At 70.9% G+C, this 19,395-nt stretch carries 13 protein-coding genes; 7 read left to right on the forward strand and 6 right to left on the reverse strand.

All coding sequences use genetic code 11. The features are described from left to right. The first annotated feature begins 23 nt into the window (after positions 1–23). The 4 genes from BM342_RS18445 to BM342_RS18460 are packed head-to-tail and all read left to right on the forward strand — an operon-like array spanning position 24 to position 3,397. Positions 24–1,292, forward strand: coding sequence for a CaiB/BaiF CoA transferase family protein (locus tag BM342_RS18445; protein ID WP_092969006.1), 1,269 nt, complete (start codon positions 24–26; stop codon positions 1,290–1,292). After that, a complete protein-coding gene (locus BM342_RS18450) occupies positions 1,289–2,152 on the forward strand; it encodes an amidohydrolase family protein (protein ID WP_092969008.1) in 864 nt (287 codons plus the stop codon). Before BM342_RS18445 ends, BM342_RS18450 begins: the two co-directional genes overlap by 4 nt. A 55-nt stretch (positions 2,153–2,207) precedes the next feature. Further along, entirely contained in the window at positions 2,208–3,050 is an 843-nt protein-coding gene (locus BM342_RS18455; RefSeq protein ID WP_092969010.1) for a DODA-type extradiol aromatic ring-opening family dioxygenase, read from the forward strand. Next, a complete protein-coding gene (locus BM342_RS18460) occupies positions 3,050–3,397 on the forward strand; it encodes a hypothetical protein (protein ID WP_092969012.1) in 348 nt (115 codons plus the stop codon). Before BM342_RS18455 ends, BM342_RS18460 begins: the two co-directional genes overlap by 1 nt. A gap of 85 nt (positions 3,398–3,482) precedes the next feature. Here the strand turns inward: BM342_RS18460 and BM342_RS18465 are convergent, their stop codons facing one another. The 4 genes from BM342_RS18465 to cofD all read right to left on the reverse strand — a co-directional run bounded on the left by BM342_RS18465 (position 3,483) and on the right by cofD (position 8,672). Then, the gene (locus BM342_RS18465) at positions 3,483–4,064 is read right to left on the reverse strand and encodes a GNAT family N-acetyltransferase (protein WP_369823206.1); all 582 of its coding nucleotides are present in this window, start codon (positions 4,062–4,064) and stop codon (positions 3,483–3,485) included. After that, on the reverse strand, positions 4,028–4,501 hold the full coding sequence (locus BM342_RS18470) for a nucleoside/nucleotide kinase family protein (RefSeq protein ID WP_092969014.1): 474 nt from the start codon (positions 4,499–4,501) through the stop codon (positions 4,028–4,030). The genes BM342_RS18465 and BM342_RS18470 overlap by 37 nt, the downstream gene beginning before the upstream one ends. 90 nt (positions 4,502–4,591) lie before the next feature. Next, positions 4,592–7,537 carry a PKD domain-containing protein gene (locus BM342_RS18475; RefSeq protein WP_092969016.1) on the reverse strand — a complete coding sequence of 982 codons (2,946 nt, stop codon included), beginning with the start codon at positions 7,535–7,537 and terminating at the stop codon, positions 4,592–4,594. A gap of 106 nt (positions 7,538–7,643) precedes the next feature. Then, positions 7,644–8,672 carry a 2-phospho-L-lactate transferase gene (gene cofD, locus BM342_RS18480; protein ID WP_092969018.1) on the reverse strand — a complete coding sequence of 343 codons (1,029 nt, stop codon included), beginning with the start codon at positions 8,670–8,672 and terminating at the stop codon, positions 7,644–7,646. A 169-nt stretch (positions 8,673–8,841) separates the two neighbouring features. Here cofD and BM342_RS18485 point away from each other — a divergent pair, with 169 nt between their 5' ends. Continuing rightward, entirely contained in the window at positions 8,842–13,122 is a 4,281-nt protein-coding gene (locus BM342_RS18485) for an HYR domain-containing protein (protein ID WP_092969020.1), read from the forward strand. 12 nt (positions 13,123–13,134) lie between these two features. Here BM342_RS18485 and BM342_RS18490 read toward each other — a convergent pair whose 3' ends face one another. Both BM342_RS18490 and BM342_RS18495 read right to left on the reverse strand, forming a co-directional pair. Further along, positions 13,135–15,330 carry a bifunctional lysylphosphatidylglycerol flippase/synthetase MprF gene (locus BM342_RS18490; protein ID WP_092969022.1) on the reverse strand — a complete coding sequence of 732 codons (2,196 nt, stop codon included), beginning with the start codon at positions 15,328–15,330 and terminating at the stop codon, positions 13,135–13,137. Positions 15,331–15,389: 59 nt separating this feature from the next. Further along, on the reverse strand, positions 15,390–16,784 hold the full coding sequence (locus BM342_RS18495) for an aminotransferase-like domain-containing protein (RefSeq protein WP_255368952.1): 1,395 nt from the start codon (positions 16,782–16,784) through the stop codon (positions 15,390–15,392). Positions 16,785–17,071: 287 nt separating this feature from the next. On the opposite strand from BM342_RS18495, the gene BM342_RS18500 reads away from it, so the two are divergent. Beyond that, positions 17,072–17,920: a nitrilase-related carbon-nitrogen hydrolase gene (locus BM342_RS18500; protein ID WP_092969026.1), complete on the forward strand. Its 849-nt coding sequence runs from the start codon at positions 17,072–17,074 to the stop codon at positions 17,918–17,920. Between the two features lie 27 nt (positions 17,921–17,947). Continuing rightward, a complete protein-coding gene (gene hydA / locus BM342_RS18505) occupies positions 17,948–19,384 on the forward strand; it encodes a dihydropyrimidinase (protein WP_092969028.1) in 1,437 nt (478 codons plus the stop codon). Positions 19,385–19,395: the final 11 nt, after the last annotated feature.

The raw sequence follows: 19,395 nt of genomic DNA on the forward strand, positions 1-19,395 counted from the left end.
ACCCGTCGAGAGGACCCGACCCGATGAACACGCACCAGCGCGAGGCAGGCCCGCTCGGCGGCATCCGCGTGATCGAGCTCGGCCAGTACATCTCGGGGCCGTACGCCGCCAAGCTGCTCGCCGACCTCGGCGCAGACGTCGTCAAGGTCGAGGCGCCCGAGGGCGACCCGATGCGGCGGTGGGAGGGCAGCGGCGCGATGAGCCCGCAGTTCGCCGCCTACAACCGCGGCAAGCGGGCCGTGACGCTCGACCTCAAGACCGCCGAAGGGCTCGCCGCGCTGCTCGAGCTCGCGCGCACGGCCGACGTGCTCATCGAGAACTTCCGCCCGGGCGTCGCCACGCGACTCGGCTTCGGGCCGGAGGCACTGCGCGCGCTGAACCCCCGGCTGATCACGTGCTCGATCACGGGCTTCGGCGCAGACGGGCCGTACGCGAAGCGGCCCGCCTACGACACGGTCATCTCCGCGGTCGGCGCGATGTACAGCCAGGTCGTGCCCGCCGAGACCCTGCGCCCGCTCGGGCCCGCGTTCTCCGACCTGCTCTCGGGCATGTCCGCCTCTCAGGCCGTGCTCGCGGCGCTGCACGCGCGGGACGCCCGGGACGCCCGCGACCGCGCCGGCGACGGCGGGGGCGCAGGCACGGGCGAGGGCGAGCACGTCGAGGTGTCGATGGTCGGCTCGCTCATCGACTTCCTCACCGAGGCCGCGTCGACCTACCTCGAGACCGGCCAGGTCGCCGGGCCCGACTCCCGGCCGCGACGGGCGCAGGCCTACGCGTGCGTCGGCTCCGACGGTCGCGCGTTCGTCATCCACATGTCGGTGCCCGAGAAGTTCTGGGTCGGACTCGTCGAGGTGCTCGAGACGCCGTCGCTGGCCTCCGACCCCCGTTTCTCGACCCGTGAGGCGCGCGTGCGCAACTACGACGAGCTCGACGTCGAGCTCAAGGCGATCACCGAGCGGATGCCGCGGCAGCACTGGCTCGACCGGCTCGCGGCCGCCGACATCCCGCACGGCCCGTTGAACACCGTCGCCGACCTGTTCGACGACCCCCAGATCGCGTCGATGGGCCTCGTCGAGGAGATCGTCGGACACGACGGCGACCCGCTGCGGGTTCCTGCACCGAGCACGAGGTTCCACCGCAGCGGCCGGCCCGAGCTGTGTGCGGCACCCCGCCTCGGCGCGGACAATGGGGCCGTGCTCGGCGGTGAGGGCGACGCACGCTGGGGCGACGCCGAGCGCTCCGCCGAGGCATCCGGTCATCCTGCACCCGTCACCGAAGGGACCCCCGCATGAGCGGCATCGACGACCTCGTCGCGATCGACGTGCACACGCACCCCCAGACCGAGGAGTTCCTCGCGGCGATGGGGCAGCGGCACCAGCAGATGGCGAAGCACTTCGGACGCGAGCGGCCGGTCGTGAGCTTCGCCGAGCAGGCCGACCAGTACCGCGACCGAAGGATGATGGCGGTCATCGTCAACTCCGACTCCGAGACGACCTCGGGCATCAAGGGCGCGCCGAACGACCTGCTCGGCCAGGCGCAGGTCGACCACCCCGACGTGTTCCTCGCGTTCGCGGGCATCGACCCGTGGAAGGGCGAGGCCGCGATCGCGGAGATCCGCCGCATGCACGCCGAGTACGGCATCAAGGGCGTCGGCGAGCTGAACCCGTCGCGGCAGAAGTTCCTCGCGAACGACCGGCGCTTCTTCCCGATCTGGGAGACGTGCGCCGAGCTCGGGCTCGTCGTGATGTTCCACTCGGGCTTTCCGGGCGCCGGGGCGGGCACGCCGGGCGGCGGCGGGTACCGCCTCGAGAACGCCAGGCCCGTGCCCTACATCGACGACGTCGCCGCCGCGTTCCCCGAGCTCAAGATCATCAGTGCGCACCCGGCGTGGCCGTGGCACCTCGAGAACCTCGCGATGGTCTGGCACAAGTCCAACGTGTACCTCGACCTGTCGGGCTGGGCCCCCAAGTACCTGCCGCCCGAGGTCGTGCGCTACGCCGACTCGCTCATCAGCGACCGCGTGCTCTTCGGATCGGACTGGCCCGTGATGACCGCCGACCGATGGATGACCGAGTTCGACGCGCTCGGCCTGAAGCCAGAGTCGCGGCGCAAGATCCTGCTCGACAACGCCCGCACGCTGTTCGGGCTCTGAGACGCGGCATCCGAGCACCGAGAACCGAGAACCGAGACGCTGAGGAAGGCCGTACATGGCACAGCTCGTGATGGCGGCGGCAACGCCCCACAACCCGCTGCTCTGGCGCGCGATGCGCGACCCGATGCCCGACGACCTCGCGGGCGTCGCGGCGAACTTCGACCGGTTCCGGAGGTCGTTCGCCGCCCACGACGTCGACGTGGTCGTCGTGATCGGCACCGACCACCTGCGGCAGTTCTCGTACGACCACTCGCCGGCGTTCGTCGTCGGCAAGGCCGAGTCGTACCACGGCACGTGGGAGAACGAGGTGCGCACCTTCGGCATGGAGTACGTCGAGCTCGAGGGGCACCGCGAGCTCGCCGACGAGATCACGGGCCGCCGCGTGCAGCCTGAGACGATCGACCTCTCGGTGAGCCTCGAGTGGCGGCTCGACCACAGCTTCGTGATCCCCCTGCAGTACGTGCGGCCCGAGCTCGACGTGCCCGTCGTACCGATCCACACGAACGCGTCGATGCCGCCCGTGCCGTCGGTGCGCCGCTTCATCGCGCTCGGCGAGCACGTGCGCTCGGCCATCGAGGGCTGGGAGACCGACGCGCGCGTCGCCCTGCTCACCTCGGGCCACATGGCCAACGACGTCGGCGGCCCGCGCACCTTCGCCGGCTCCCCCGACCCCGAGTTCGACCGGGCCGCGGCCGCGTGGATGCGCGACGGCGACCTCGACGGCGCGATCGCCGGCTGCAGCGACTTCGACCGCATGCTCGACGCCGGTTGCATGACCTACCAGTACCTCAACGCCGTCGCCGCGCTCGCCGCGATGGGCGGCCGCCCCGCCGACTTCGCCGACGTGACCGAGTCGCGGTTCGCGTCGAGCCCCTTCTTCCTGTGGGAGACCCGCTGATGACCCGATACATGATCGACAAGTTCATGCGCTTCGTCGAGCTCTCCGACCAGCGCGTCGCCGAGTACGCCGCCGACCCGGCCGCCTACGTCGAGCGCTGGCTCGCCGGCGGCTCGGGGCCGGAGGCGGCGACCGACGACCGGGTGCTCACCGACGAGGAGCAGGCCGCGTTCGCCGCTCGCGACTTCGCGGCGCTCTATGCGCTCGGTGCGCATCCGTACCTGCTGTGGCACTTCACCGAGGCCGTGCACGCGCACGAGTTCACCCCCGAGGCGGGCTGGCGCGAGCTCGTCGAGCGGTACCGCGCGGCCGTCGCGCCGCAGGGGGTCGTCGACTACATCCCGTGAGCGGCCGTCGGGCGCCGACATCCCTGATCCTCAGGAGAGCGGATGCCGCGGCACGGCGGCGGGCGCCACGGTGCCGTCGTGTCGCTCAGTCGCGCAGGCCCACCGCATCGTGCGCCCAGAACGGCCACGCGTACACGACCGTGCCGGTCATCTCGGGCCGGTGCGAGCTCAGCCGATGCACCTGGAACGCCGCCTCGGGGATGCGCAGCGAAGGCCGCCGGAACCCGAGCCGGCCTGCGGCGACGAACCCGAGCCGCGAGTAGTACCCGGGATCGCCCTCGAGCAGGACGAACGGCCAGCCGGCCGCCTCGCCATGCTCGAGCGCGCGCTGCACGAGCGCCGAGCCGATGCCGTCGCCCTGCCGCTCGGGCGAGACGGCGAGCGGACTCAGCACCGGGGCGGGCATGAGCCGCGCGGGCGCGTCGAGCAGGCTCATGGTCGCCATGACGTGGCCGACGACCCGGTCGTCCGCATCGACGGCCACGAACGAGCATCCCCCCAGCTCCGCGATCGTCGGGCGCAGGTCGTGCACGATGGCGTTCACGACGGCGCCGTGCTCGCCGAACGCAGCGAGGTGCAGCTCGGCGACGGCCGCGGCATCCGTCGGCAGCTCGTGCCGGATGCCAGCGGTCAGCGCAGTTCTCCGACGCTCGGCGGCAGCGCGCAGTAGTCGTAGAAGAAGCGCTTGGGATGCGACTCGAGCGTCGCGTCGACGATGACGTTGACGCCGGCGTGCGGCAGTTCGTCGCCCGCGAGCACCCACACGGTGAAGTGCCAGATGCCCCGCACCTTCTCGTTCAGCAGGCGGCGTCCGTCGACCACGAGCACCGTGTCGGGGTCGCCCGCCCCCTCGAGGGTGCCCGCTCGGAACGGCTCGATCGTCTCGGCGCGCAACGTCGCCTCGTCGACGTCGCCGAGCGAGCGCCGCACGGCGATCTGGCCCTGCGCGTCGAGCGCGACGGCCAGGTCGTCGGCGAAGCGGGCGACGCGAGCCGGATCGGTGCCCTCGATCGCGACGAGCCGCCGTCCGCGCGGGGTCAGGTGCGTGAACTCCCGGGCGACGCCGTCGACCAGATCGCGCCGGGTCTCGCTGAAGTAGGCCATGCGCGCAACGCTACGCGCAGTGCCCCACCCGATGACAGCCCGACCACGCCGCATCCGCTCAGGAAACGGGTCGCATCGGCGCGTTCGGGGCTACGGGCGCACCGCCGACAGGTCGTGCCAGGAGATCTGGAGGGGGAGGATCGCGGTGGGGGTGGAGCTGGAGGTGTAGTGGGAGATCGCGATGGTGCCCGGGGCTTGGAGTGCTGGGGTGCTGTCGGTGGTCTGCACGGTCCAGGCGGTGGGTTCGGTCTGGTTGGCGGGCCAGGTCTTGGCGCGGATGGTGGTGGGTGAGGTTCCGGTGACCTGGATCCTGGTGGTGAGGTTGGCGTTGGGTTGGTAGACGGTGGGCAGGTTGGCCCAGGTGAGGGTGGTCTCGGCTCCGGCGACGAGGCGGGTGAGGTAGATCGCGGTGGTGCCGTCGGCGCTGATGCGGACCTTGGCTCGGTAGTCGGTGTTGAGGGTGGGCTGTCTGCCGGTGATGGCGAGGTAGAGGCCGGATCCGCCGGGGATCTTGTCGACGCTGTAGGTGGTCTGCAGGTCGGTGTCGGTGCTGCTGACGCCGGAGAGGTAGGCGAGTTGTCCGCGTCCGGCGGTGGGTGAGCGGAACACGGCGGCGGTTCCGTCGACGCGGGTGTTGGTGATGGTGCCGCCGACGATCCAGTTGCCGCCGGTCTCGGCGGTGCCGAATCCGGACGTGGTGGTGCGGGTGAACGTGTCCCGCGCCAGCATCGACGGTGGGGGTGGCGGCGGCGGGGCGACCGGGGTCACGTTCTGCGTCACCGCTCCGGTCGCACCCTGTCCGTCCGTGACGGTGAGCGTGACGGGATACGTCCCGCCGGCTGCGTACGTGTGCGTCGGCGTCGCCCCGGATCCCGCTGGAGTGCCGTCGCCCCAGTTCCACGCGTACGAGGCGATGGCGCCCTCCGCGTCGCGAGAGGTGCTGGCGTCGAAGGCGACCTGGAGCGCGGTGACCGAGCTCGTGAACGCGGCGACCGGCGGGGTGTTCGGCGGTGGCGGGGGCGGCGGGGTGCCGCCCGGCGGCACGGCGCTGAGGTCGTGCCAGGAGATCTGGAGGGGGAGGATCGCGGTGGGGGTGGAGCTGGAGGTGTAGTGGGAGATCGCGATGGTGCCCGGGGCTTGGAGTGCTGGGGTGCTGTCGGTGGTCTGCACGGTCCAGGCGGTGGGTTCGGTCTGGTTGGCGGGCCAGGTCTTGGCGCGGATGGTGGTGGGTGAGGTTCCGGTGACCTGGATCCTGGTGGTGAGGTTGGCGTTGGGTTGGTAGACGGTGGGCAGGTTGGCCCAGGTGAGGGTGGTCTCGGCTCCGGCGACGAGGCGGGTGAGGTAGATCGCGGTGGTGCCGTCGGCGCTGATGCGGACCTTGGCTCGGTAGTCGGTGTTGAGGGTGGGCTGTCTGCCGGTGATGGCGAGGTAGAGGCCGGATCCGCCGGGGATCTTGTCGACGCTGTAGGTGGTCTGCAGGTCGGTGTCGGTGCTGCTGACGCCGGAGAGGTAGGCGAGTTGTCCGCGTCCGGCGGTGGGTGAGCGGAACACGGCGGCGGTTCCGTCGACGCGGGTGTTGGTGATGGTGCCGCCGACGATCCAGTTGCCGCCGGTCTCGGCGGTGCCGAATCCGGACGTGGTGGTGCGGGTGAACGTGTCCCGCGCCAACACGGTCGGCGCAGGCGGCGGCGGGGTGCGGAACGTCCAGGTGGGCGAGGTCGTCGAGGTCGTGCCGTCGCTCACGACCGCGCGCCACTCGTACTCGGTGTCGGCGGCCAGACCGGTCCACGCGGTGTTCGCCTGCTGGCCGGAAGCGGCCGACACGGTCGCGATCGGCGTGAACGCCGCGGGCTGCACGCCGGCGAGCGGGAACGGCTCGGTGAAGGCCGAATCCGCGTCGGTCTCGTACAGGTCGAGCTTCGGCGAGTAGGTCGATGCGGTCATCGTTCCGGCCGCCGGATCGAACGTGTAGGTGCGAAGCCATCCGTCGCCGCCGTTCGGGCGGTCCTGGTAGTCGGTCATCACCTGGAGCACGGGTTGACCGCACGTGTTGTTGTCGGTGCGCCGGGACTCGCCGGCGTTGCCGTTGTGCTCGTGGCCGCTCAGCACCAGCCGGATCTGGCAGTGCGTGCTCACGAAGTTCGTCCACATGGACGCGGTCGAGGTGCCCCCGGGGCGCTCGGGCGTCGCCTTGCGATTGCCGTTGATGTCGAGGAAGCTGTGCGTCGCCATGATCGCGATGCGATCCGGGTTCGCGGCGAGCACCTTGTGCGCCCAGTCCAGCGCGTACTGCGGTGCTTCCCATTCCAGGTTCAGCACCAGGAAGTCGCGGCCGCCCGCGGTGAAGAAGGCGTAGTTGTCCATGTTGCGCCGGTCGATCGGGTCCGCACCGAACTGGTTCTGGCCGAGGTATCCGCCGTACCGGCTCGTGGCGGTCGTCCATGCCGCGTTCGCATATCGCTGCGGCGGGAACCAGGTGTCGTACGGGCCGACGGCGCCGGCGGCGTTGTCGAAGTCGTGGTTGCCGGGGACGACGCTGTTCGGCACGGCGGCGTCGAGCGGTGCGAGGCCGTTGGACACGTGACCCCATTGCGTGGCGTTGGGGTATTCGCTGACGAGGTCGCCGAGCTGCACGGCGAATGCGGTTCGCAGTTGGGCCTTCGTGTTCACGATCCACTGCGCCTGCTGGAGGATCGTGCCCTGCCGGTTCAGGTAGGTGTAGTTCTGGGTGTCGGGGATCGCGACGATCGTGAACGGGTCGGCGCTGCCGGGCGCCGGAGCGGTGGCGCCCTTGAGGCGCCCTTCGAAGGCGACCGAGAGCGGGCCGCCGTCGGGATCGCTCGCAGTCACCTGCAGGCTCGGCGTGGCGGTGGCCGTGGTCGTGCCGTTCGCCGGTGCGACCAGCACGGCTGCGGCGGGTGGGGCCGCGAAGGCGGGCGCGGGCGCGAGCGCTGCCACGGCCAGGGCCGCGAGCGCCCCGAGCGAGGCAGCCCGGATCAGTCGCCCGCCCTTCGTCGAGGACGGCATGGTACGCATCACTCAACCCCCTTCCGGGGTCGCGCGTTCGGGTCTGGCGGGATTGTTTCGCTTCAGCCGCAGCGCGTCAATATCCCAGTCCAGGGGGTTACGCGCCGGGCGTCGGTCAGTCGCCGGTGCGGCGCGTCGCTGCCGCGAGGTCCATCGCCGCGCCCGCGAGGGCGGCCGATCGATCGAGGTCGTGCATCCAGAGCGGGGCGGATGCCGCGGGCAGGCCCTCGGCCGTCAGCGACGCCGCAGCCGCGGCATCCGTCTCATCGACGAGCCACGCGTCGAGCAGGCCCCCGTCGCGCCGGAAGCCGTAGTGCCGGCCGACCGCCTCGGCGCTCGTCTCGACGCCGATCGCGGGCAGGCACGCGTCGGCCATGCCGCGCACGACCTTGCCGCCGATGATGGGGGAGACGCCGACGATCGGGGCGGGCGTCGCGGCGAGCGCCTCGCGCATGCCCGGCACGGCGAGGATCGTGCCGATCGAGACGACCGGGTTCGACGGCGCGATGAGCACGAGGTCGGCGTCGGAGATCGCCTCGACGACTCCCGGGGCCGGTCGTGCCTCGTCGATGTGCTGCTGGCGGAACGCGATCGCCGGCAGGGTGGCGCGGTACCGCGTCCACCACTCCTGGAAGTGCATCTCGCGCTCGGCGGATGTCTCGGGGCCTGCGCCGTCGGCATCGGCCACGCGCACCTGCGTGTCGACCTCGGTATCGGTCGCCGGCAGCAGTCGCACGCCGAGCGGCCAGCGCCGCTGCAGGCGTTCGGCGACCTGTGAGACCGTGAGGCCCTCGCGGAGCCATGCCGTGCGGGCGAGGTGCGTGCCCAGGTCGAGGTCGCCGAGCGTGAACCACGGCCAGCCGACGCCCCACTCGCGCAGCTCGGCAGAGACCCGTTCGGTCTCGCCGGCGCGCCCCCAGCCGCGTTCGGTGTCGTTGACCCCCGCGAGCGAGTACAGCAGCGAGTCGAAGTCGGGCATGAGGCGCACGCCCGAGAGCCAGATGTCGTCGCCGGTGTTCACGACCACCGTGACGGATGCCTCGGTACCGCCGTCGCCGTCGGGCCACCGGCGGGCGCACTCCTCTCGCACGCCGCGCACGAAGCGCGAGCCTCCGACGCCGCCCGCGAGCACTGTGATCCGCACCCGGCCAGCCTAGGCGGGAGCGGGGCCGTCCGTGCGCGAGCGCCGACGTCGATACCCCCGAACTGGGGACAGCCCGAACGCGCAGGACCTGAGGAATCCTCTTGACGGGGTTCGACTGCGCCTGCTTGTGTCGGAACTGGTTCCCCATGCCGGACCACAGGAGGTCGGGATGTCCGAACGCGTCCCATGGCAACAGGCCTTCTCGGCGCGCCCTGAACCGATCGAGCGGACGACCCGCCGCGGCATCCGCTCGCTCGTGCCGCTGAAGGCGTTGCTCGCGGGGCTCGCGAGCGCGGCGCTCGTCGTGCTGTCGATCGGCGCGCCCGCCTTCGCCGCGCCGCCGTCGTTCGTAGACCCGCCCACGCGCCTCTACATGGCGCCTGCGGGTTCGCTGCCCGTGACGATCCCCGACGGGTTCCCGACCGTGATCCCCGAGGGCGACCTGAAGTTCGACGGCGGCACCGACCTCATCTCGCAGGACGTGCGCACGATCGAGATCGAGTCCGGCGAGGACGGCTGCGCCATGGCGGCGCCCGACTGGAACCAGGGCGGCTGCACCGCCGTGCAGCTCTCGGTCTCGCACGGCACCCTGACCTTCGACCCGCTGCCTTCGGTGGAGGACGACGGCGACAGCGACTTCGACGTGCTGAAGTTCGCCGACGGCGCGCTCGAGCGCGACAAGCACGAGCTCTCGGAGCTTCCGGCGGCGGCGGTGGCCATCATCGGCACGACCGCGCAGGTGAACGCCGCACTGGCGACGCTCGTCTACACGCCCGACACCGATGAGGATGACGACGGAACGGCCGACGACCCGTACTTCTACAACGGCTCGAATCCCGAGTCGATCGACCTGTTGATGGCACCCGGCGACTCGACGATGGACACGGTGAACGCCGACATCGAGATCCGCGTGCAGCGGATCAACGAGTTCCCCGAGGTGACCGTGCCCGACCAGGTGTTCCAGGTGCCCTCGGGTGGCACCGGCTTCCTCGGCGACGCCGGCGACGACACCGGCCAGCCCGATGAAGAGGACTGGAACGTCGTCGACGAGGACAACGACGAGAACGACGAGAACGACACGCTCGACGGGCCGGGCGACGAATGGCTGCTGATCTCGTGGGCCGACTGCGGCACGTTCTCGATGCCGGCCTCGCCGTTCACGATCTACGACGACCTCGAGCAGCTCTTCGGCGACGCGCTCGACCTCGGGCTCGAGCCCGACCCGGCCGACCCGGAGTACGCCGAGTACCAGACCAACAAGACCGCCCTCATCGAGGCGGCGATGGCGGCGCTGCCCGACGAGGTCAAGAACCTGCCGTTCGCCACCGGCAACCCGAGCGACCCGCACAGCGCGTTCGCCGGCGTGGTCAGCGGACTCAACGCGATCGACTCCCTGAACTACGCGCTCGACAACGTCGAGTTCCAGGCGACCGGGCTCGCCGACGTGACCTGCACCGTGCGGTACCTCGTGAGCGACCTCGGCAACAACGGCCTGCCCGTGCAGTACCTCGGCGACCCGCCCTACGGCATCCAGGTGCCGTTCTTCGGGTTCGACTTCGACACGAACGACTTCCCGACGGTCGAGAAGGTCGTCGTCGAGGTCGGCGACGGCACGACGATCGAGGTGGCGCTGCCGACGGATGTCTCGGTGCCCGAAGGCGGCGCGACCACGGTGCCGCTCACGGTCTCGCCCGCGACGCATCCGGCGTTCGCCGTCACGATCTCGACGGCGGCGGTGGCCCCGACGAGCGCCGCGGACTTCACGCCGATCGCGGCCCAGACGTTCACGGTGCCCGAGGATGCGGCGTCGATCGACATCCCGGTGGACGCGCTCCAGGACACCGACCTCGATCCGGGTGAGACGTACACGGTGACGATCGACGGGTTCCCGGCCGATCCGCCGTTCCCGGCCGGGTTCGACGCGGCCATCACCGACGGGTCGGCGACGGTGACCATCATCGACGACGAGGTGCCGAACGAGCTGCTGGAACTGTCGTTGCCGACGGACGTCGCCGTGGCCGAGGGTGCGGCGAGCACGGTGCCGTTGGTCGTCTCGCCGACGACGCATCCGGCGTTCGACGTCACGATCTCGACGACCGCGGTGCCTCCGACGAGCGCGGCGGACTTCACGCCGATCACGGCGCAGGCGTTCACGGTGCCCGCCGATGCGGCGAGCATCGACATCCCGGTCGATGCATTGCAGGACCTGGACCTGGATCCGGGTGAGACGTACACGGTGACGATCGACGGTGTGCCGGGTTCGCCGCCGCCCGGGTTCGACGTGGCGATCACCGACGGGTCTGCGACGGTGACGATCATCGACGATGAGACCGAGGACACGATCGCGCCGACGGTGACGATCGAGCAGGGTGCTGCGCAGGCCGATCCGACCGATGCGTCGCCGATCGTGTTCGACGTGGAGTTCAGCGAGCCGGTGACCGGCTTCGACAACGCCGACGTCGTGTTGAGCGGGTCGGCGAACCCGACGACGGCGGTGGTCTCGGGTGCGGGGGCGTCGTACACGGTCGAGGTGTCGGGTATGAGCGCCAACGGCCTGGTGGTGGCGGAGGTCGCCGCGGGCGCTGCCGAGGATGCCGCGGGCAACCTGTCGGAGGCGTCGACGTCGGTCGACAACGAGGTCACGTTCACCGGGGTCGACGACGTGGCGCCGACGGTGACGATCGAGCAGGGCGCCGCGCAGGCGGACCCGACCGGGACGTCGCCGATCGTGTTCGAGGTGGAGTTCAGCGAGCCGGTGACCGGGTTCGGTCCCGCCGATGTCGTACTGAGCGGCGCAGCGAACCCGACGACCGCGGTCGTCAGCGGAACCGCCGCGAACTACACGGTCGAGGTCTCGGGAATGAGCGCCGACGGCTTGGTGGTGGCGGAGGTCGCCGCGGGCGCCGCGGAGGACGCGGCCGGCAACCTCTCGGAGGCCTCGACCTCGGTCGACAACGAGGTGACCTTCGAGTACGACGAGGGCGACGTCACCGCGCCGACGGTGACGATCGAGCAGGGCGCCGCGCAGGCGGACCCGACCGATGCGTCGCCGATCGTGTTCGAGGTGGAGTTCAGCGAACCGGTGACCGGGTTCGACAATGCGGATGTCGTGCTGTCGGGTTCGGCCAACCCCACGACGGCGGTCGTCGCCGGGGTGGGCGCCTCGTACACGGTGCAGGTGTCGGGCATGAGCGCGAACGGCCTGGTCATCGCGGAGGTCGCCGCGGGCGCTGCCGAGGATGCCGCGGGCAACCTGTCGGAGGCGTCGACGTCGGTCGACAACGAGGTCACGTTCACCGGGGTCGATGACGTGGCGCCGACGGTGACGATCGAGCAGGGTGCTGCGCAGACCGATCCGACCGGGACGTCGCCGATCGTGTTCGAGGTGGAGTTCAGTGAACTGGTGACCGGGTTCGACAACGCCGATGTCGTCTTGAGCGGGCCGGCGAACCCGACGACGGCGGTGGTCTCGGGTGCGGGCGCGTCGTACACGGTCGAGGTGTCGGGCATGTCGGCCGATGGGCTGGTCATCGCCGAGGTGGTCGCGGGCGCCGCGGAGGACGCGGCCGGCAACCTCTCGGAGGCGTCGACGTCGGTCGACAACGAGGTGACCTTCCAGTACGACGAGGGCGACGTGACGGCCCCGACGGTCACGATCGAGCAGGGTGGGTCGCAGGGTGATCCCGCGTTGGTGTCGTCGCAGCCGGTGGTGTTCGACGTGGTGTTCAGCGAACCGGTGTCGGGGTTCGTGAACACGGACGTGGTGCTCAGCGGTTCGGGCAATCCGACGACGGCGGTCGTGACGCCGGTGTCGTCGTCGGCGTACACGGTCGAGGTCTCCGGTGCGGTCGCGGGTGAGGTGGTCGCGGAGGTCGTCGCGGGTGCGGCGGAGGATGCGGCGGGCAACCTCTCGGAGGCGTCGACGTCGGTGGACAACGTCGTGACGCTCGAGGATGTCGCGTCGCCCGACCCGCTGACGATCACGGCACCCGACGACATCGTGGTCGAGGTGCCGTTCGGCGAGACGGGCGCGAACGTCGACTTCGACGCGCCGACGACGACGGGCGGCGTGGCACCGGTCACGGTCGACTGCGATGCGACGTCGGGCGACTTCTTCGCGATCGGGGTCACGACCGTGACGTGCACGGCGACCGACTCGGCGCCGCCCGAGCAGATCGTGCTGTTCGCGGTCGCCACCGACTCGTTCACCATCACCGTGAACGAGGGCGACGAGCCCCCTGGCGAGCCCACACCTACGCCGACCGATCCCGGCACGCCGGGCGGCGGCTCGGGCTCCGGCTCCTCAGGCGGCACGACCGGCGGAATGGCGGCGACCGGCGTGGAGTCGATGCCGACGCTCCTGATCGGCCTCGGCATGCTGCTGGCCGGCGGGCTGGCGCTGCGCCTGCGTTCCCGCGCACGCCGCGCCGCGGCATCCGCCCGTCGATGAGGACGACCGGGACTACTTGCCGATCGTGAGGCCGGCGCGCACGAGCTGCGGCACCGAGGCGTCGGGCAGGTAGGCGCGCACGAGGGCGATGCCGATGCGCGCGAGGTCGGCGCCGTCGCTATAGAGGAGGTACATCGGCTCGGCCCGCGGGTTGAACTTCTGCTTGAAGCGGTGGAGCGAGCGGAAGCCGTACGCCGGTTCGAGGATGCCGCCGAGCCGATCGAGGACGACCTCGATCTGTCGTTCGTCCTCGGGGTCCTCGGATCGTGCCAGCGGGGCGCCCGAGAGCGACAGGAACTCCGCACCCTCGTCGCGGAACGCGAGTGCCGACGACCCGATCAGGAACTCCATGACCGGCGGGAACGAGCCCCCGTCGCGGCGACGCATGAGGTCGAGCGTCCACCCGCGCACCCGCCCGCCGGGCGCGTAGACCGGAAGCCAGCTCAGGAAGCCCTGCACCGTGCCGTCGGCGGCCGTGGCGATCGCCGTGCGCACGGCCGGGTCGAGCGCCTCGTCGATCGAGCCGAGCGTGAAGCGCATCTCGGGCAGGCCCTTGTCGCCGACCCACTGCTCGGAGATCTCGGTGATCTGCGCACGAACCGACCGCGGCTCCGACGCGAGGGTCGTGAGCCGGAACGTCACGCCGTCACGGGAGCCCCGGTTGATGGCGGTGCGGACGGCGCCCCACTTCTTGCCCGTGAACTCGAGACCCGGGAGGTCGACGATGGTGTCCTCGGCGACCTGGATCGCCTGCCAGCCGGCCGGCATGACGTCGCGGGTGGCCTGCCCGGCGCTGAAGACGCAGACGGTGAACCCGGCGCGTTCGGCGGAGTCGACGAACTCGGTCAGCGTCGCGGCGAGCCGGTCGGGGCTCGCGATGGGGTCGCCGAGCACGAGCGCGACGCCCTGGTGCGTCTGGTACGCCACGACGGTGGAGGGGTCGGAGCCGAAGAAGTGCCGGTTGTCCCGCCACGTCGCCATCCACGAGAGGGCGCCGCCGCCGTCCTGCTGCACGATGCGGCGCACGTCGTCGATGCGCACGCCCGGGCGGTTGAGGCCCTTGTCGCCGGGCAGTCGTCGACGCAGCCGGGCGCGGAAGGCGCGGGCGCACACGCACAGCCAGACGAGCATGACGCCCCAGAGGAATCCGGATGCCGCGGCGAACGCGAGTCCCTCACGACCGGCTTCATCGGGCGACATGTCGTACAGCTCGGGGTGGGCGATGAGGAACACCGCGAGCGCACCCGCGAGCACGTTGATGCTCGCCAGGACCACCGTGACGACCATCGCCACGCGATAGCCGCGCAGCAGGCCCGGCGCGACGACCAGCACGACGATCGCGTCGAAGAGCACGTCGACCATGTCGAGGCCGCCGACGGAGGTCATGCCGAACGGCCCGTACGTCGGCGCGATCGACGCGATGACCTGCACGACGGTCAGGGCGACGACCATGACGAACGCCACGTACCGCTGCTCGCGGACCGTCGGCTTCGTGAACGAGCCCGCGTTGATGAGCAGCACCATGCCGACGGCGAAGGCGTGCTCCACGTCGGCGACCGTCCCGAGGAACAGCACGCTCACGAGCGTGAAGGCCGTGAGCACGAGCAGTGCGCGGCCGCGCCACGGCGATCCGAGGCTCGCGGCCGCCGCGGTGATGCACGCGAACACGCCGCCCGACGGCCCCACGTCGACCTGGGTCACGAGCGACTCGGCCCAGTGCGATCCCATCCAGGCGAACCCGGCGATCGCGATCGCGGCGCTGACGACGGCGAGCACCTGGCCGCCGAAGAAGTAGAAGGCCGCGCGACCCGAGCCCCGCCGGAGCTCGAGCCAGCCGACGCCCGCCGCGGTGAGCAGCAGCACGAGGTAACCCCAGGGCTCGGCGACCAGGAAGGTGCCCGTGATGGTCGTCCACCACCGGCCGTCCATGAACGACGGCGCGCCGTAGGCGAAGGTCTCGTACCAGTCGGCCTCGCTCGTCGGCGACGTGAAGCCGCCGACCAGGATGCCGACGAGCACGAGCGTCGCGAGCAGCGCGATCGTGAACGGCAGGCGCCCGGCGATGCGGAACGCCCGGCGCGCCGGCGACGGCGCCGCTGGTGCCGCAGGTGCCGCGGGCGTCGGGTTGCGCGGCCCGGCTTCGGGCGATTCGTCCGGCTTCAGGGCGACCGAGGTCGCCTCGGGCGCCGTGTTCGTCGAGTCGGTCATCCGGACTCCCCCCATGCGACCGCATCCGGGGGCAGACTATCCCACCGGGGTGCTGCGGGTCAGTAGCCGCCTGCTGCCAGGTGCGTCGCCGCCGAGGCGAGGTCGTCGGCCACCTCGTCGGTGCCGTCGCGTACGGCCCCGACGGTCACGCGCACGAAGTCGCCCCCTGCGCGCTGGCGCATGCCGTTCGCGGCATCCGTCGCATCGGATGCCGCGAGGAACGGCGTGCCCGCAGCCACGCGGATGCCGGCTGCCGCCAGCTGCACGAGCGCGGATCGCTCGCCGAGCACCGGCATCCAGAGGTTGATGCCGTCGGCGGGTGCTGCGGCGACGCCGCGGGAGCGCAGGGCCTCGCCGAGCGAGCGCTGGCGGGTGTAGTAGGCGCGCCGCGCCTCGGTCACGGTGTCGATGGCGCTGCCGTCGGTGAGCAGGTCGAGCAGGATCGTCTGCAGCATGCGCGAGGTCCAGCCGGGCCCCAGCATCCGACGCCCGGCGATGTGCTCGACGAGGTCGCGGGGGCCGCCGAGCGCCGCGATGCGCAGGTCGGGGCCGTGCGACTTCGAGAAGCTCCGCACGTGCACGACGCGGTCGGGCAGCCACGTGCCGAGGGTCACGTCGCCCTCGATGGAGATGAGTCCCGAGTGGTCGTCCTCGATGACGATGAGGTCGTCGACGCGTTCGGCGGCCTCGATCGTGCGGGCGAGCGCCTCGGCGCGCTCCGGGGTCATGGACGCGCCGGTGGGGTTCTGCGCGCGGGGCTGCAGCAGCACGGCCGCCGGGCGCTTGCGCAGCGCGGCCGCGAGCGACTCGGGCCGCATGCCGTGCTCGTCGAGGCGCACGGGCAGCGGCACGGCGCCCAGCACCTCGAGGAGGTCGAGGAACGGTGGGAAGCCGGGGCTCTCCACGGCGACCCGGTCGCCGAAGCGCACGACCTGCTCGAGGGTTCGCGAGATCGCGTCGAGGGCGCCGTCGACGACCATGATCGCCTCGGCGTCGCTCGGCCAGGAGTCGCGGAGCACCCGGGCGAGGGCGGGGATGACGGGTTCGGCCTGGTAGCTCCCGGTCTCGGCCTTCGCCGAGACGCGTGAGAGTGCGGGGCCGAGCGCGGGCAGCAGCAGCGGGTCGGGCGTGCCGCGCGAGAGGTCGAGTCGAACGGGGTCGTCGGGTGCGGCCATGCCGCGCATGCGCGGGGCCAGCCGCGCGGGCGCCGCGCTCCGCACGAAGCTGCCGGCGCGGCCGCGGCTCTCGATGAGGCCCGCGCGTGCGAGAGCCTGCCACGCCTGGCTGATGGTGGCCGGGCTCACGCCCAGTGCGGCCGCGAGTTCGCGCACGGTCGGGAGCCGCTCGCCGGCGGCGAGCTCCCCGGCGTTGACCAGCCGGGCGACCTCGCCGGCGATGCTTCGCGGCGACGAGTCGGCGAACTCGGCGAGGTCGATCAGTCGAACGGCGTCCACACGAATACCTGACACCACCATTGCCTCCAGCGGGTGCGAGGGACAGGATGTTTAACCACAGCGTCACAGAGTGAAACAGAAGAGAAATGTTCAAGCCGAACAATAACAGAACGGGCCACAAGCCTCGTCTTCGGCTATCCGTTCGGCAGTTCCACCGGCAGTTCCACCGGCAGTTCCATCGGTACATCTCGGCGTCGCAGCAGCACCCGACGAACACCTGACACGAGCACCACGCCAGGCGATCCTCGAGGCAACGGCAACGACGCCGCCCGACTCAGGAGACATTCATGACGATCGTCAGAGCGGCCATCACCCAGACCACCTGGACCGGCGACAAGGAGTCGATGCTCGACAAGCACGAGCAGTTCGCCCGCGACGCGAAGGCGCAGGGCGCCGAGGTGGTCTGCTTCCAGGAGCTGTTCTACGGGCCGTACTTCGGCATCACGCAAGACCAGAAGTACTACCGCTTCGCCGAATCGGCCGAGGGTCCCATCGTGCAGCGCTTCGCCGACCTCGCCAAGCAGCTCGGCACCGTCATGGTGCTGCCGATCTACGAAGAGGCGCAGACCGGCGTCTACTACAACACCTCGGTGCTCGTCGACGCAGACGGCACGATCCTCGGCAAGTACCGCAAGCACCACCTGCCCCACCTCGACCGGTTCTGGGAGAAGTTCTACTTCCGCCCCGGCAACCTCGGCTACCCCGTCTTCGACACGGCCGTCGGCCGCGTCGGCATGTACATCTGCTACGACCGCCACTTCCCCGAGGGCTGGCGCGAGCTCGGCCTCGCCGATGCGCACATGGTCTTCAACCCGAACGCCACGAAGCCCGGCCTCTCGAACCGCCTGTGGGAGGTCGAGGGCCCTGCGGCGGCCGTCGCGAACGGCTACTTCGTGCTGCAGCCGAACCGAGTGGGCCGCGAGGACAACGAGTACGGCGACCTCGCGGTCGACTTCTACGGCACCAGCCAAGTCATCGACCCCCGCGGCAACTTCGTGGGCGAGCGAGGCTCGGGCACCGATGAAGAGCTGCTCGTGCGCGACCTCGACCTCGACATGGTGCAGCAGATGCGCGACGACTGGCAGTTCTACCGCGACCGCAGGCCCGACTCCTACACGCAGATCGCGAAGCCGTAACCGAACGCCGACGCGAAGGAGCGAATCATGGCCACCACCCTCATCTCCGGCGGCACCGTCGTCTCGGCCACGGGCCGCGCCGCGGCCGACGTGCTCGTCGACGGCGAGACCATCCGCGCGGTGCTCGCCCCGGGCAGCACCCTCCTCGGAACGGATGTCGCGGCATCCGTCGACCGCGTGATCGACGCCACCGGCAAGTACGTGATCCCCGGCGGCATCGACGCGCACACGCACATGCAACTGCCGTTCGGCGGCACCGAGGCATCCGACACCTTCGAGACCGGAACCCGGGCGGCTGCCCACGGCGGCACCACGTCGATCATCGACTTCGCGGTGCAGACCTACGGACAGCGCATCCACGACGGGCTCGCCGCGTGGCACGAGAAGGCCGCGGGCAACTGCGCGATCGACTACGGCTTCCACCAGATCGTCGGCGACGTGAACGCCGACTCGCTGGCCGCGATGAAGACGCTGCCGGACGAGGGCATCACGAGCTTCAAGCTCTTCATGGCCTACCCGGGCGTCTTCTACTCCGACGACGCGCAGATCCTGAAGGCCATGCAGGTCAGCCGGGACACCGGCCTGCTCACGATGATGCACGCCGAGAACGGGCCCGCGATCGACGTGCTCGCGCAGCAGCTCGTCGACGCCGGCAACACCGACCCGTACTACCACGGCATCGCCCGCGCCTGGGAGATGGAAGAGGAGGCGACGCACCGCGCGATCATGCTCGCCAAGCTCACGGGTGCTCCGCTCTACGTGGTCCACGTGAGCGCGAAGCAGGCCGTCGAGCAGCTCGCCTGGGCGCGCGACAAGGGCCAGAACGTGTTCGGCGAGACCTGCCCGCAGTACCTCTACCTCTCGCTCGAAGACCAGCTCGGGGCATCCGGACCCGAATGGGGTTCGTTCGAGGGCGCGAAGTGGGTGTGCTCGACGCCGCTGCGCTCGCGCGCCGAGGGCCACCAGCACTCGATGTGGCAGGCGCTGCGCACGAACGACCTGCAGATGGTCTCGACCGACCACTGCCCCTTCTGCATGAAGGACCAGAAGGAGCTCGGCCTCGGCGACTTCCGCAAGATCCCCAACGGCATCGGCTCGATCGAGCACCGCATGGACCTCATGTACCAGGGCGTCGTCACCGGCGAGATCACGCTCGAGCGCTGGGTCGAGCTCACCTCGACGACCCCCGCGCGCATGTTCGGCCTCTACGGGCGGAAGGGCGTGATCCAGCCGGGTGCCGATGCCGACATCGTCGTCTACGACCCGAACGGGCACACCTCGATCGGCCTCGGCAAGACCCACCACATGAACATGGACTACTCCGCGTGGGAGGGCTACGAGATCGACGGCAAGGTCGACACGGTGCTCTCGCGCGGCAAGGTCATCGTCCACGACGACGCCTATCTCGGCGTCAAGGGCGACGGGAAGTACCTCAAGCGGGGCCTCAGCCAGTACCTGATCTGAGCCAGAGCCCC

The organism is Agromyces sp. CF514, from assembly GCF_900113185.1.
Classification (GTDB): domain Bacteria; phylum Actinomycetota; class Actinomycetes; order Actinomycetales; family Microbacteriaceae; genus Agromyces.

What these genes read in the sequence shown, in the direction of transcription:
- BM342_RS18445 (WP_092969006.1), top strand. Translation starts at nt 24, where the DNA reads ATGAACACGCACCAGCGCGAGGCAGGCCCGCTCGGCGGCATCCGCGTG.
- BM342_RS18450 (WP_092969008.1), top strand. Translation starts at nt 1,289, where the DNA reads ATGAGCGGCATCGACGACCTCGTCGCGATCGACGTGCACACGCACCCC.
- BM342_RS18455 (WP_092969010.1), top strand. Translation starts at nt 2,208, where the DNA reads ATGGCACAGCTCGTGATGGCGGCGGCAACGCCCCACAACCCGCTGCTC.
- BM342_RS18460 (WP_092969012.1), top strand. Translation starts at nt 3,050, where the DNA reads ATGACCCGATACATGATCGACAAGTTCATGCGCTTCGTCGAGCTCTCC.
- BM342_RS18470 (WP_092969014.1), bottom strand. Translation starts at nt 4,501, where the DNA reads ATGGCCTACTTCAGCGAGACCCGGCGCGATCTGGTCGACGGCGTCGCC.
- BM342_RS18475 (WP_092969016.1), bottom strand. Translation starts at nt 7,537, where the DNA reads ATGCGTACCATGCCGTCCTCGACGAAGGGCGGGCGACTGATCCGGGCT.
- BM342_RS18485 (WP_092969020.1), top strand. Translation starts at nt 8,842, where the DNA reads ATGTCCGAACGCGTCCCATGGCAACAGGCCTTCTCGGCGCGCCCTGAA.
- BM342_RS18490 (WP_092969022.1), bottom strand. Translation starts at nt 15,330, where the DNA reads ATGACCGACTCGACGAACACGGCGCCCGAGGCGACCTCGGTCGCCCTG.
- BM342_RS18500 (WP_092969026.1), top strand. Translation starts at nt 17,072, where the DNA reads ATGACGATCGTCAGAGCGGCCATCACCCAGACCACCTGGACCGGCGAC.
- hydA (WP_092969028.1), top strand. Translation starts at nt 17,948, where the DNA reads ATGGCCACCACCCTCATCTCCGGCGGCACCGTCGTCTCGGCCACGGGC.